At 34.8% G+C, this 14,471-nt stretch carries 12 protein-coding genes and 1 riboswitch; of the genes, 7 read left to right on the top strand and 5 right to left on the bottom strand.

The window, feature by feature from the left end:
- Positions 1-141 precede the first annotated feature (141 nt).
- On the bottom strand, positions 142-543 hold the full coding sequence (locus FEZ13_RS03765; RefSeq protein ID WP_146548594.1) for a hypothetical protein: 402 nt from the start codon (positions 541-543) through the stop codon (positions 142-144).
- 712 nt (positions 544-1,255) lie between these two features.
- Between FEZ13_RS03765 and FEZ13_RS03770 the strand changes: the two genes are divergently transcribed.
- A complete protein-coding gene (locus FEZ13_RS03770; protein ID WP_146551523.1) occupies positions 1,256-1,687 on the top strand; it encodes a DUF1641 domain-containing protein in 432 nt (143 codons plus the stop codon).
- 45 nt (positions 1,688-1,732) lie between these two features.
- Positions 1,733-2,917, top strand: coding sequence for an NAD(P)/FAD-dependent oxidoreductase (locus FEZ13_RS03775; protein ID WP_146548596.1), 1,185 nt, complete (start codon positions 1,733-1,735; stop codon positions 2,915-2,917).
- 277 nt (positions 2,918-3,194) lie between these two features.
- On the opposite strand, the gene FEZ13_RS03780 is transcribed toward FEZ13_RS03775, so the two are convergent.
- The 4 genes from FEZ13_RS03780 to FEZ13_RS03795 form a co-directional block, all read right to left on the bottom strand.
- On the bottom strand, positions 3,195-3,932 hold the full coding sequence (locus tag FEZ13_RS03780) for an amino acid ABC transporter ATP-binding protein (RefSeq protein ID WP_146551524.1): 738 nt from the start codon (positions 3,930-3,932) through the stop codon (positions 3,195-3,197).
- 196 nt (positions 3,933-4,128) lie between these two features.
- The gene (locus FEZ13_RS03785; RefSeq protein ID WP_146551525.1) at positions 4,129-4,833 is read right to left on the bottom strand and encodes an amino acid ABC transporter permease; all 705 of its coding nucleotides are present in this window, start codon (positions 4,831-4,833) and stop codon (positions 4,129-4,131) included.
- Positions 4,817-5,635 carry an amino acid ABC transporter substrate-binding protein gene (locus FEZ13_RS03790; protein WP_146551526.1) on the bottom strand — a complete coding sequence of 273 codons (819 nt, stop codon included), beginning with the start codon at positions 5,633-5,635 and terminating at the stop codon, positions 4,817-4,819. The genes FEZ13_RS03785 and FEZ13_RS03790 overlap by 17 nt, the downstream gene beginning before the upstream one ends.
- A 400-nt stretch (positions 5,636-6,035) precedes the next feature.
- Complete coding sequence (locus tag FEZ13_RS03795; protein WP_146551527.1) at positions 6,036-7,634, bottom strand: FMN-binding glutamate synthase family protein; 1,599 nt, start codon at positions 7,632-7,634, stop codon at positions 6,036-6,038.
- Between the two features lie 245 nt (positions 7,635-7,879).
- A riboswitch (PreQ1 riboswitch) is annotated at positions 7,880-7,922 on the top strand.
- A 251-nt stretch (positions 7,923-8,173) separates the two neighbouring features.
- Between FEZ13_RS03795 and queD the strand changes: the two genes are divergently transcribed.
- The 5 genes from queD to FEZ13_RS03820 all read left to right on the top strand — a co-directional run bounded on the left by queD (position 8,174) and on the right by FEZ13_RS03820 (position 14,294).
- Positions 8,174-8,647 carry a 6-carboxytetrahydropterin synthase QueD gene (gene queD, locus FEZ13_RS03800; protein WP_146551528.1) on the top strand — a complete coding sequence of 158 codons (474 nt, stop codon included), beginning with the start codon at positions 8,174-8,176 and terminating at the stop codon, positions 8,645-8,647.
- Entirely contained in the window at positions 8,640-9,368 is a 729-nt protein-coding gene (queE, locus tag FEZ13_RS03805; RefSeq protein ID WP_146551529.1) for a 7-carboxy-7-deazaguanine synthase QueE, read from the top strand. Before queD ends, queE begins: the two co-directional genes overlap by 8 nt.
- A 221-nt stretch (positions 9,369-9,589) precedes the next feature.
- Complete coding sequence (locus FEZ13_RS03810; protein WP_146551530.1) at positions 9,590-9,967, top strand: hypothetical protein; 378 nt, start codon at positions 9,590-9,592, stop codon at positions 9,965-9,967.
- 696 nt (positions 9,968-10,663) lie between these two features.
- Entirely contained in the window at positions 10,664-12,346 is a 1,683-nt protein-coding gene (locus tag FEZ13_RS03815; protein ID WP_146551531.1) for a methyl-accepting chemotaxis protein, read from the top strand.
- Between the two features lie 265 nt (positions 12,347-12,611).
- Complete coding sequence (locus tag FEZ13_RS03820; RefSeq protein WP_146548605.1) at positions 12,612-14,294, top strand: methyl-accepting chemotaxis protein; 1,683 nt, start codon at positions 12,612-12,614, stop codon at positions 14,292-14,294.
- Positions 14,295-14,471: the final 177 nt, after the last annotated feature.

The following is a 14,471-nucleotide window of genomic DNA, read 5'->3' on the forward strand; positions in this document are numbered from 1 at the left end:
ATCTGGTATATTTTTGCGTGGCATAGTTGGAAATGAAAATATATATTCATAATAATATTTTAATCAGGCATGTTGATTAGGGAAAAATCAACATGCCTGTATTCCTGTTTTTACATAATAAATCGGCTAAAAAATCCCAGATTACATTTGATAAGGTGTTTTATCAGAAATAATTTTGAAATAAATCCCTTTTGCATCTTTTGATAAGGCATCTTTAATAGCATCTAAATCCACTAATTCATTTGTTCCGACATATTTTGCGAATTCATCTATTAAACAATCAAAAGAATCCGTGAATAACTTACGCATGTTATCAAAATCTAAGTTTCTAAAGTTGCCATCGATTTGGAATGCTTCAATGGAATTCATTTGTTTGGAAGCTCCTGCAAAACGGTCATCATAAACGGTATAACTTTCATCTGTAAGGGCAATGATAAATAGCTCTTCGCCTGTTACTGTTTTTAACTCAATATGGTTTTTATGTTTTTTGACATCAACAATAATATGAATACCTTCTGCATGTCGAATGTTAAATAATGACAAATTAATTTCCTCCTCTATATAAAACTGCTTTTTACAATTATTAGAATAACATAAGAATGAACAAGTAAAAGAAAAAATATTATATTTTTTCGTAAATTCCCTTCATATTTTCTTGATTGAATCTGTGGACAATAAATTCAATGCATTCATAAATAAATAAATGTTAAAAGTCAAGGATATAATATTAAAAAAACAAATAATTCAATTCTTTGTGCATTTTTTCACATGAAATGTTCAAATTTAATGGAAACTCTATAAAGAAAGGTGTATTATCAAATGTAGAGTTATAAAAGTGGTTCATTCCACAAATTATAAGGTAGAGGTTGAATTTAAATCGTCAAAAAGACAATTGTTTCTATTGAAAAACGAGCACTTTTAAAAAAGGTAAACTTTCATCATCAGGATTTATCTCCTATTGATGGAAAAGGAAACATAGGCTAAATAGTTACTAGCTATGACAACGTCTATATTTCGAAATCAATCGAGCTTTTACTGGCAAATGATTCTATTCCATCCTCTATTGGATTTTCACAATCTCGAGGAGGAGAATGGATTGCCATTAATGCGATAAAAGTGGCGTGGTATGATTTTGGGCATTGTTGGTCAAATTCATCAAACAACTGAAATGTCGAAAGATGATTGAGTATGACTTCTTTAAATTATCTGTATTCACAAATAATAAGTAAATAGTTATTGCAAAGGAGAATTGGATATGTCAGAAGCGACTAATCAATTACAAGCTGGGCAACCCGCTGTAAGCCAAGAAAAACTTGATGTATTGGATCAATTATTAAAACCTGAGGTACAAGATTCTATTACAGCATTGGTTAACGAATTACCTAAGTTAACTGAAATGGTAACAACTTTAACTAAAATCTATGATGTTGCAGTATCATTATCAACAGATGAAATATTAAAAAATGATATTGCTGGTGCTGTAGGTGAAATCGCAACTCCAGTTGTGAACTCAGCAAAAGGTCTAGCTGCAACAGCAATTGAAGCAAAAGATCGTGCTGCTGAAAGCACTGAAACAATTGGACTATTTGGTATCATTCGTTTACTAAAAGATCCACAAGTACAACAATTTTTCCGTTTTACGAATGCCTTCCTTCAAGTGAACGAAGAACATAAAAATTTAAAATAGTCTTTTCTTAACATCAATACTGATTCTGATTACGGAGGATTAATTATGTCAAAAAAAATCATCATTTTAGGTGCTGGTTATGGTGGCGTTCTAACTGCCTTAACTTTCCGCAAATACGCAACAAAAGATGACGCAGAAGTTACTGTCGTCAACCAATTTCCAACTCACCAAATTATTACAGAACTTCACCGTTTAGCTGGTGGCACAATTAGTGAACAAGCAGTTGCATTCCCATTAGAAAAAATCTTCAAAGGGAAAGACATTGATCTTCACATCGCTAAAGTTACTGAAATTTCACCAGATAACAAGTTCGTTAAATTAGATGACGGTTCATCTCTATCTTACGATGTCCTTGTAGTGGCTTTAGGAAGCCAAACTGGATATTTTGGTATCCCAGGATTAGAAGAAAACAGTATGGTCCTTAAATCTGTTAACGATGCAAATAACATCAATGCACATATCGAATCTAAAATTAAAGCTTACGCTGAAACAAAAGATCCAGCAGATGGTACAATTGTTATCGGTGGTGGCGGTCTAACAGGTATCGAACTTGTTGGTGAAATCATCGATCATATGCCAAAAGTGGCTGAAAAATATGGTGTTGACTTCAGTGAATTTAACGTTAAATTAGTGGAAGCAGGTCCAAAAATTCTTCCTGTATTACCAAATACTCTTATTGAACGTGCGACAGAATCACTTTCTAAACGCGGTGTAGAATTCTTAACAGGTCTCCCTGTAACTGCCGTTGAGGGTAACAAAATTTCTCTTAAAGATGGCCAAGTGATCGAAGCAAATACATTTGTTTGGACTGGTGGCGTAGCTGCACTTCCAGTTGTTGCTGAATCTGGCTTAGAAGTAAATCGTGGTAAAGCAACGATCAACGAATACTTACAATCAACTTCTCATTCTGATGTATTCGTTGTTGGTGATAGTTCTGTATTGATCCCTGAAGAAGGTGCTCGTCCATTATATGCACCAACTGCTCAAGTTGCATGGCAAATGGGGGAAACTGCAGGATATAACTTATTTGCTCAATTAAAAGGTCAACCTTTGAAAGAGTTCAAAGCAGTTAACTCTGGTACACTTGCTTCACTTGGACGTAAAGATGGTGTAGCTACAGTTGGAGCGAACAACACTGAACTTAAAGGCTTGCCTGCTACTTTGATGAAAGAAGCAAGTAACATCCGTTACCTATCACATATTAAAGCGTTATATGGTTTAGTATATTAAGCAAAGTTTTAAAAACCCGATTTTCTTATGGAAAGTCGGGTTTTTTTTAAGTTTAATATCGTTTAATTACTGTTAAAGGTTTTTAACATGAGATTCTGAAAAATCCCACATTTTTTGTAGTGAAAACTTATAATAAGAAGAAAAAGCACGAATGCTAATGAATCAATGAACTGCATCTCCCATTGTTAGATCATGTTTATAACAATGGGGGCAGTTTAAAATAGCATTTGTGCCTTTTTAATGTTCGTTATTATTTGATAGGGGATAACAAGTCCCATCATTGAATTTGTTCTAAAAAGTGTCGAGTTCGTTCGTGCTGAGGATGCGTAAATATCTCATCTGGTGTTCCTTTTTCAACAATTTCACCATGATCGATAAAGACTATCTCATCTGCCACCTCTTTGGCGAACCGCATTTCATGAGTGACTACAACCATCGTCATGCCTTCTTCAGCCAAATCTTTCATAACTTGCAATACATCGCCTACAAGTTCAGGATCTAATGCAGATGTAGGTTCGTCAAAGAGCATCACTTTTGGTTCGATTCCCATTGCTCGTGCGATACCTACACGTTGCTGTTGACCACCAGACAATTGAAAAGGATAATCGTCTATTTTATCAGCAAGTCCTACTTTATTGAGTAATTGGATTGCCTTTTCTTTAGCTTGCTTCTTTGGAATTCCTTTAACGATAACAGGCCCTTCCATTACATTTTCAAGGGCAGTTTTATGAGGAAATAGATTATAATTTTGAAAAACCATTCCTGTTAAACTGCGAAATGAAACGATCTTTTTTTGAGGAATTTCTTTTCCATTAAAATTCATTAGATGATCATCTATTTCAATTGCTCCAGATGAAGGAATTTCAAGTAGATTTAAGCATCTAAGCAAAGTCGTTTTGCCAGAACCGGAAGGACCAATGATGACGATCACTTTACCAAGTTCTACCTCTAAGTCAATTCCTTTAAGAACTTCTAAGTCACCAAATGATTTATGAAGATTTTTGATGCTGATCATATCTAATACTCCTCGTATAATAAATTTTAAGTTAATAACTGTTCCTTGAAAATTGAATAGTTTTTATCTTCAGGGCTACATCCAAAAATGATAGATGGAAAACTTTCTTCTTGGGTACTCTTTTTTAGAAATTCTTCTCTAGCTTTTATCAATCATATACTTGACTTAATACCAGAAGTCTTTTGTCCTTCTATTATTATTTTGATACATATCGATCTAGCCGGGATTCAATTCGTCCTTGAATAATAGAAAGAACAGTACAAATTATCCAATATAAAATAGCTACTTCAGAGTAGAGTAGTAAGAATTCATAGTTCGTCGAAGCTATTTCTTGTGCTTTTCGACACATTTCAGATACAAGGACAAGCGATGCCAGTGACGTATCTTTTACAAGACTAATAAAAGTATTTGATAATGGCGGAATAGATACACGAACAGCCTGAGGGAAAATGATGCGTTTAAGTGTTTGTGTACGATTCATTCCGATAGAATAGCCAGCTTCCCATTGCCCCTTAGGAATGGATAAAATGGCGGCTCTAATAATTTCAGAGGCATAAGCGCCTACATTTAGTGAGAATCCAATGATCGCAGATGGAAATGGATCTATTGTAAAACCTAAATTAGGTAATCCATAAAAGATAATAAACAATTGAACAAGTAAAGGTGTTCCACGAATAATGGAAACATAGATACGTGCAATTGTATTCAAAATTTTACTTGCTGAAATCCGGGCTAGCGCTGTCAAGATAGCAAGAATTAGTCCAAGAACAAAAGTGATAATCGTTAGTGGAATCGTATATTGAATGGCTCCTTTTACCATTGGTAAAAGAGAAGACTGAGCAATCGATACTAATTGATCGAATCGCTCAGGATCTTGAAAAATACTATTTAGGAGAAACATCTTCACCGAACCATTTATCAGAGATTTTTGCGTATGTTCCGTCTGATTTTATATCTTTTAATGCTTTATTGACTGCTTCCACTAACTTGTCGCTATCTTTTCTGAACATTAGACCACTTTGTGCTAAATCGGACTCAGCATCTACGGTTTTGATTGGTGCATTTGGGTGTGATTTTTGATAATCCAAGAATGACAATTTATCATTGATAGTTGCATCTACACGTTTAGAACCAATAAGAGATATTGCTTGCGTAAATCCTTCTACGCCCACTAATTGTGCTCCGTATTTTTTAGCCATTTGACCATAATTACTTGTTAATGATTGAGCAGATTTTTTACCTTTTATATCTTCAAAAGATTTAATTTCATTATTATCTTTATTGACGATTAACACCGCACCTGATTCGATGTATGGATCAGAAAAATCGTATTTTTTTTGACGATCTGGTTGAATACCTACTTGGTTTGCAATCATATCGAATCGTTTGGCATCAAGTCCAGCAAACATGGCGTCCCATTGTGTTTCTTTAAATTCAGCCTTTACACCTAAACGTTTTGCTACTTCTGTTGCAATATCAACATCGAAGCCAGTAAGCTTGTTTGATTTATCATGGAATGTGAAGGGTGGGTAAGTGCCTTCTGTTCCAATTTTTAAAACGCCTTCTTTTTTAATCGTATCGTACAAGTCTGTTGTTTTAGACGTTGAAGATTCCTTTTCATCTTTGTTGTTGTTTGAGCCACATGCTACAAGAACTAAAGTTAATGCAATTAGCAGTGACATAAGCGAAAAATATTTTCTCATAGTAACCTCCGAGTATTCTGATAGGATTTATAAAAAATCAATGGTTATCGTATCATTAATCTCTATGATTGTCAAAAAAATATGAATCTCGGCGTGTTGATGAGGGAAAGATAGGATGAATTATTGCTGAGGTGACAATAACGGATGGCAAGGTAACGATTCTCTTTGCTAGTTCACCATCATTAGAATCTTGCTGTGAATTGCATGTATTTATAAAAATTTTTAATATTTGTATGAAAGATTTGAGACCACTGAAAACTATCTTTTCATTGATAAGAAACTATTTTTTCTTTGATGATGAGTCAAAAGGTGATTTTTCTCCTATCTTTGAAAGCACATCGACTTTTTCAGTGGTGTCAATGGATGATAAATTGCATTTCAGACAACTCTATACGAGGTTTCACTTTATTATTTGTTGTTTAATTTTTTGAAGGATCGTTTCTAAAGAGATGACAACACCTTTATCATCTTTATACATAATATGTTCGGGCTTAAAATGGACAGGAGAATCGATGCCGGCAGCTGCACCAATACGAAATAGTCCCTTTCGAAGAGTAATAAGGTAATTTACTACCCTGTATTTTTTTTCATCAATGACCAATGCCTTTTGTAAATCAGGATCGGTAGTGGCAACTCCAACTGGGCAGGCGTTGGAATTGCATTTCATTGCTTGGATACAGCCTATTGTAATCATAAATCCTCTAGCGATATTGACTAAATCTGCTCCCATTGCGAGAGCAATAGCAATTCGATCGGGTGTAAACATTTTGCCGGAAGCGATAATTTTAACTTGATGTCGAACCCCATATTTTGTTAATGTTGCCACAACAATTGGCAATGCCGATTTAATTGGTAGACCAACACTGTCAATTAGTTCTTGGTAGGAGGCTCCGGTACCACCTTCGCCGCCATCAACGGTTATAAAGTCCGGTCCTTTTCCAGATTCTTTCATATATTTTGCTAATTCTTCAATACTGTCATTTCCACCCACAACAATTTTCATACCAACTGGTTTACCAGTATGATTTCTAATTTTTTCGATAAAGTCACACATCGTTTTTATATTATTAAACTGATGGAACCGATTTGGACTATCTACTGAATGATAGGGTTCTACTCTTCGGATCTTTGCCACTTCAGGTGTCACCTTTTCAGCATCAATATGTCCACCTCGTGCTTTGGCACCTTGAGCGAGCTTGAGTTCAAAGGCCTTGATCTCTGGGATTTCACTTTTCTTTTTTAGCTCATCCCAATCTACTTCTCCATTTTGATCTCGAATACCGAATAATCCAGGCCCAATTTGCATAATGATATCAACCCCACCTTTTAAATGATAGGGAGAAAGACCACCTTCACCTGTGTTCATCCATGTTCCTTTCGCTAAAGCCAATCCTTCCGATAATGTTGTAATCGCTTGATTTCCTAAGGAACCATAACTCATCGCTGACATTCCAATAAGGCTTTTTACGACAAATGGATGTTTGGTTTTAGAACCGATGACAATGGCATCATCATCATGTAATAAATAGGCAGATGACTCCTCATCCTCCCATTTTTCTTCTCGCTGTGAAAATAGTGGATCTTTCAATAAAATATATCGTTTTGTTTTGACTTTTACGTATTGATCCAATTTTAATTCTTCCGTTAACTTAGGAAACATATCATTACGAACATAAAAACCTCCTGTTTCAAAATCACGTTTTGAGCCAAAGGCAGCAACTTCTCTCATATATTTTGCTCCTTTTACAATATGCTCGTAGTCCAATCGTGAAAATGGTTTGCCTTCAAGATCTGTGTTAAACCAATATTGACGCATTTCAGGACCAATTTTTTCAAAAAAGTATCGGATTCTGCCGAGGGCTGGATAGTTTCTTAAAACGGCATGCCGTTTTTGATTTCGATCAAATACCATCATATATACTAGAAAAATAACAATAGTGATCATAACGATTGCTATTATAGTGAATCCAATAATCACGAGTCGATCTGCAATATTCATGAAAAGCCCCCTAAAAATTCATCTATCTTTATACTTAGCACTAATCTTGTCGAAATTTATAGCATTTATTCAATGGATGTGAAACATTGGATGCTAAAAGATATACGTACAACCTTGATTTACTGATAATAGAAAGATAAAATGAATACTATAATTAAACCCATTGAACTTATCCGCACAGTATTCTCTACTTAGTGCTTGTTTTTGAACTGGTGGAGATCTCACTTGCGAGGAAAATTGCATACGCTACAGAGGTTCTAGCTACCCTCTTAAAAAAACTAAGAAAACAGTACTTTTCTTAAGGTGCTGTTTTTTTATCCCGCATTAACGGGCAGTAAGACCCCCATCTCAAGATATAGAGAGAAACGAGAAAGATAGATGAGAGATCAACTGCCCGTAAGATTGGTTCGGGCGGGCAAGATGTTGGCCCCTCAGGTGTTGCCATAGGACGTGGCGCTTTTAACCTGAGTTCTTTTATTTCAGTGGGGCTGAAGAAAACCCCCACTGATGAAGTTTCACTTTATAAGGAGTTTTGAAATATGTATGACTTTGAAATTATCGATCAGTTACAAAAGATAGATGAAGATATTGATCGAAAGCAATTGAAATATCATTCGAAACGAGTGCTCGTTAGCAAAGAATTTACTTTTGATGCCGCTCATCATCTACACTGCTATGAAGGAAAGTGTAAAAATCTGCATGGTCATACGTATAAAGTTGTATTTGGTATCAGCGGATTCACAGATGATCGAGGTTTAACGATCGACTTTAATGATATAAAGAATATCTGGAAAGAAAAAATTGAAATTCATTTGGATCATCGCTATTTAAACAAGACACTTCCTCTAATGAATACAACAGCAGAGAATATCGTAGTTTGGATTTACGAAAAAATGGCAGAAGCTTTGCACAAGAAAAATTTAGGCAATGATGCTCGTGTTGAATTTGTACGTTTGTTCGAAACACCGACGAGCTATGCTGAAGCTAGACGGGAGTGGATGGAAATTGAGTAAAATTCCCGTGATGGAGATCTTTGGTCCCACCATTCAAGGTGAAGGAATGGTTATTGGTCAAAAGACAATGTTTGTTCGTACAGCAGGTTGCGATTATTCCTGCTCTTGGTGCGATTCTGCTTTTACGTGGGATGGTACTGGGAAAGAGCAAATTGTGCAAATGTCAGCTGAAGAAATATGGGATGAGTTAAAGCATATTGGAGGAGATGGTTTTTCGTTTGTAACCATTTCGGGAGGAAACCCTGCTTTATTGAAAAACCTCAGTGATTTGATATCTTTATTAAAAGAAAAAAATATACAGATCGGTGTAGAAACCCAAGGAAGCAAGTGGCAGGAATGGTTTTATGAAATAGATGCACTAACTATTTCTCCTAAGCCCCCAAGTTCAGGGATGAAAACAAACTTTGCGGTTCTCGATGAAATATTCGCAAAATTGAAAAGGGGACAGAATGATCACCAAGTTTCACTGAAAGTTGTTATTTTCAATAATGAGGACTATGAATTTGGTAAACAGGTTCATCATCGTTATCCAGATGTTTCTTTCTATTTTCAAGTTGGAAATGCTGATATTACTACAACTGATCATTTAAAGTTAGTCCATAAACTTTTACAAAAGTATGAATGGTTAATCGAAAAAGTTCTTTCGGATGATGATGTGACAAACGTGAAGGTACTTCCTCAATTACATACATATATATGGGGGAATAAGAGAGGCGTATAAAATAGGGTTTGTCGGTTTTTTCGTATAAACAAGAATGGATAAATGCCCCTTTTATCGTGTATCAAACAGGCAGTATGACTCAAGTAATGGGCAAAAGATAGGTAATGTGATAACTGCTTGAAAAGATCAAATGTTTTAACCTAACCCTGGTAGAGGATAAGGAAAAGGCTACACGAGATGAAGTTGCATTAAGCTATGCTGAATCGAAAGGAATGTAAGAATTGAATATTTTTAAATTAGTGAGTGGGTTATTGGGTGCCACATTATTAATGTGTTTTGACTTCTATCAGCAATGGACGATATGGAAAGCCTTTCCAAATATCACTTGGATGATAGTAGGGTTCGGATTATTATTGTTTAGTGTATATACGCCAGCGATCAAAGATAGAATGATGCATTTTTATGTCGAAGTGGCGGTGATGACTTATTTGATCGTATTAATGTTTATCTTGCCGTTAGCAGGCGGTAAGTCTTCTGTTGGTTTCAGTGTAAAGGAACCTTTTTTGTGGATCGTGATTTTATTAACAATATGGCAACTTGTGGCATATAGAAAACGAATTCTTCGACAATTGAAGGACCATCAAAAAAATGAAGCATGAAGTGGAGATTTTGGACTGTTCGTTTGTCTCACAGTATTGATATAGTCAGACATTACCTCAAGATTTGAGTAGTAGGTTTGGAATCAACTGGCTGTAAGCTTTGATTGCTTCAAAAAAACTAGTTTCCGTCTATGAAGTTGCTCTTTAATTGAATAGTGTATAAAAACTAATAAAATTTCATGCGTGTTGATTTTACAAAAATTAGAGATGTTTGTTTGGTGTAATTTTGAAAAGCTCTGTATTTTAGCGTCATTTATAACGATTGGAGCGGAGGATTGCTCGACTCCCTCTTAAAATGTTGTTATATCAACGTTTGCTAGAGTTTTTTCGTGTGAAAAAATTTTTTTCTTGGTCAAGATAGAGTGAGAACTAGTTTGATATTTCCATTTGTTTAAATAAATAACAATGTTAGTGTACGCTCCCGCGGGAAAAGCGAATAGATGAGACCCCGTAGCGTAGCGAAAATCAACGAATACCTAATTTTATGGATATAATTGGATAATTAACACGCCTGAAAAACTAATAAAATTTTATTTATAAAGAACTTTCCTATCGTGTATTTTTTGTGTATGGAACTGCCGATTGATAATCTATTTATTTACTATAAGACTATTCATGTTCGTATATTTCCTATATAATATGGTATGTAAGAACTAAGAGATAGGAACTAAGAAAATTGTCAAATGGGGGAACATTATGTCTATTAGTAAAAAGATTTTGGGTAGTTTTTCTATCATCATTTTGATTATTATTGCTGCATTTTTAGTTATATTAGGTCAGCTAAACAAGATAAACCAACAATATAGCTCAACTATAAATACGGGCTTACCTCAAATTAGTGCAACAGCCAAAATTGAAAGTTTAACTGCTAAAAAAGCTCAATTAATTAGATCATATCTTTTAGGAAATGAAGAAGATTTACAAACATTAATGGATACTAGAAAACAATTGAATCAGGAAATAGAGAATTTAGAAGGAAATTTACAGCGTCAAAAATCGAAAGAATTATTGACGAAAGTATCTACTGAAGTGAACAATTATGATAAATTTTCGGATCAAGTACTTGATTTGCAAAAGAGTGGTAAACACAAAGAAGCTATTGAACAGACAAATACGAATGGGAAAGCAGCCTATTTAGAAACACTGAATGCTACCCAAGATTTGTCAAAATATATAAAGGTGTTATTTTCACAGGCGGAAACCAAATCTGAAAGCATAGCCAAAAATGCGTTGATTCTTGGGATTATCATTGTAATTGCTATTGTTATTTTTAGTTATTTGATGGCTTATTATATGCATCGAGTAGTTGCGAAACCAATTGTAAAGTTAAATGAATCAGTCAATGTAATCGCTAAGGGAGATTTAACGGAGCCAGATATTGAAGTACGTTCGAAAGATGAAATTGGACAACTATCCAAATCATTTAATCTAATGAAGCACTCTTTAAAAGACTTATTAAGCTCTTTATCGGTTAGTTCAGAGCACTTGAGTTCTTCTGCGGAAGAATTGTTGGCCTCTACACAAGAAGTTTCTGCATCATCAAATGAAGTATCACAAAATCTTGAAGTTACATCAAAAACAGCCCAATCAACCACATATGCTGCAAAAGAAAGTGCAGTTGCGATGGATGAAACAGCAGCAGGTGTCCAAAAAATTGCGGAATCCGCACAAAATCTACATACCTCTGCAAGTGAAACATCTGATATTGCTAATAGCGGACAAAAAGAAATTTCTAATGCTGAAAAACAAATGGTGCTTATCCATTCATCAACAAAGGATACAACAGATTTAATCCAATCATTAAATAAACAATCAGTGGAAATTGGAAATACACTTAAAGTGATCACGGATATTACAGAACAAACAAATTTACTTGCGTTAAACGCAGCTATTGAGGCAGCGAGAGCAGGGGAACATGGAAAAGGATTTGCTGTGGTGGCAGATGAAGTTCGGAAATTAGCAGAAGAATCTAACCGATCAGCTAGTCAAATCGAACGTCTAACAGTAGAAATACAGCAGAACACAAAAGATGTCGAAAAAGCGATTTTAGACAATCTAGACACAGTTGAAGATGGTGTCCATTTAATTCAAAAAGCAGGGACTTCATTTGAAACGATTGTACAAGCTGTAGATCATATGAAATCAGAAATTGAAGATGTATCTGCTATAACGGAAGAAATTTCTGCTGCGGCAGAGCAGGTTGCGGCTTCAGTAAGTGAAATTGCAACATCTTCTGAAAATTCAACTAAAAAAATAGAATCAGTAAGCGACAATGTGAAGCAAGTGGCAGAAACAATAGAAGAAATCACATCTGTTTCAAACGACTTAACCAATAAGGCGATTGAACAAAGTGATGCTGTTAAGAAATTTAAGATTTGATGCAAAAAATTGTCTTCTTTTAGAAGAAGAATGTGTACGGTACAAAAGGTACGGATTGTTGATTTAACAGCATTCTGTACCTTTCTTTTTTTTATAAATGTTTATAGAATAAGGTATTTCTGTCCAATTAATTATTTACTTTAATATTTAATATACGGGATAATTAGTAAGAAAGTTCCATTACTATTGACTCGATAATCATGCTGGTATAAAATTGTATTTATTTATATAGCATAAAATTCATTGTGGTGGGAGATGACATAGATTGTCTGTTCAAAGGAAAATAAGCTTAGGCTTTATTATTTTGTTTGTTTACATAATGATTCTCATGGGGTTAAATGGCAATCGAATGGATAGCGTAGTCGACTCATTTGGTCGCGTTATCAATGACAATGTAACTAATTTAAAAAAGGTTAATGAAATTAAGTCGAATATTTCCAGTGAAGGATTATATTTAAGAGGTTTTATTATTGATAATAATGCATCCAATTCTCAAAAATTAACTGGATATCAAGAAAAAACAACAAAATTGATTGATGAGCTTCAGAAAAGTGCTGACTCCAAAATTGTCAAGGATTATACAAAGAGTATGAGTGAGACAATAGCTACCTACAATCAAGTCATAGATAAAATCATCGAGTATAAAAAAGCGGGAAAAGACGATAGCGTAGCTTTAGAATTGAATAATGCGGAGTCCGCTCACCAAAGTTTAATGACGAATATCACTGCTATTGAAAAATATCAGCAAAAGGAACTGGCTGCAGCAAAGGCCAACGTCAATCATAGTGCTTTTATAGCAAAAATTGCTTCGATTATCATTGCCATTTGCGGTATGATTACAGCTCTTCTTTTTATGAATCGAGTAAGACGGATCATTGTGAAGCCTCTATTAAAGGTCGTAGAAGGTGCGAAACAAATTGCATCTGGAGATTTAACGCAAGATGATATTGTTGTGAAGTCAAAAGATGAAATTGCAACATTGGCGTCATCTTTTAATGAAATGAAGAAAAATTTACAAACGATTATTATCAATATAGGAGAAAGTTCACGTCAGTTATCTGCAGAAATGGAAGAACTTGCGGCTTCAACTGAGGAGATTTCTAGTGCAGCTGATGCAGTATCAAATAGTGTCGAAGTCACTTCGAGAGGCGCAAATGACTCGGCTGTTATCGCAAAAGATGCAGCACAAGCTATGAACGAGACAGCAGCAGGTGTCCAATCAATCGCAGAAAATTCTCAATCGCTATTTGATAAAGCAAAACAAGCATCAGAACTTGCAGAAAATGGTAGGAAAATATTGAATGTTGCCAAAGAACAAGTTTTGTTAATATCTAAAACAACAGATCAAACAAATGAATTAATCACACGTCTAAAAAATCAATCAGCTGAAATACAGAATATGACAAAAGCGATTACAGAGATTTCAGATCAAACGAATTTACTGGCTTTAAACGCTGCTATAGAGGCTGCAAGAGCAGGAGAGCATGGAAAAGGATTTGCGGTTGTGGCTGACGAAGTTCGGAAATTAGCAGAGGAATCCAAAAATTCTGCAGAGCAAATTGTCTCATTAATAAGTACAATTCAAAATGATACAGAAATTGTAGCGAAATCCGTAACAAGTAATTTAACGAATGTTCAAGATGGTGTGTATGTTATTACAAATGCGACGGAAGCTTTTGGTCATATTTCTAGTTCAGTTAATCAAATGACAAATAGCTTAGAGGAAGTAACGTCCACTTCTGAACAGCTATCAGCAGCAACTGAGGAAGTTACAGCTTCAGTTGAAGAGATTGCAAAACAAGCCGTCCAATCTGCTGAATCGACAAACACTATTTCTGGTTCTGTAGAAGAACAAAATGCGACATTGCAAGAAATAACAGGGGTTATTCAGGAAATAAGTAAAAAATCTGTTGAATTGCAAGAATTAGCGCATCAATTTAAAGTGTAAAATAGTATGTTATTAGCCGAGGTGCAAACAAGTGCCTTGGCCTTTTTCTTTTTACAGGCGCTTGTGTTTTAACTTTTTTTCTATATCAAATGAATAGTATAATGAGAAAAGCAGATTATCCATTTGAACAAAGAAGTAACATAATGAACAATCGAGTTTACATCAAATGAATGATTA

The sequence above is a fragment of the Rummeliibacillus sp. SL167 genome (assembly GCF_007896505.1).
GTDB classification, from domain to species: domain Bacteria; phylum Bacillota; class Bacilli; order Bacillales_A; family Planococcaceae; genus Rummeliibacillus; species Rummeliibacillus suwonensis.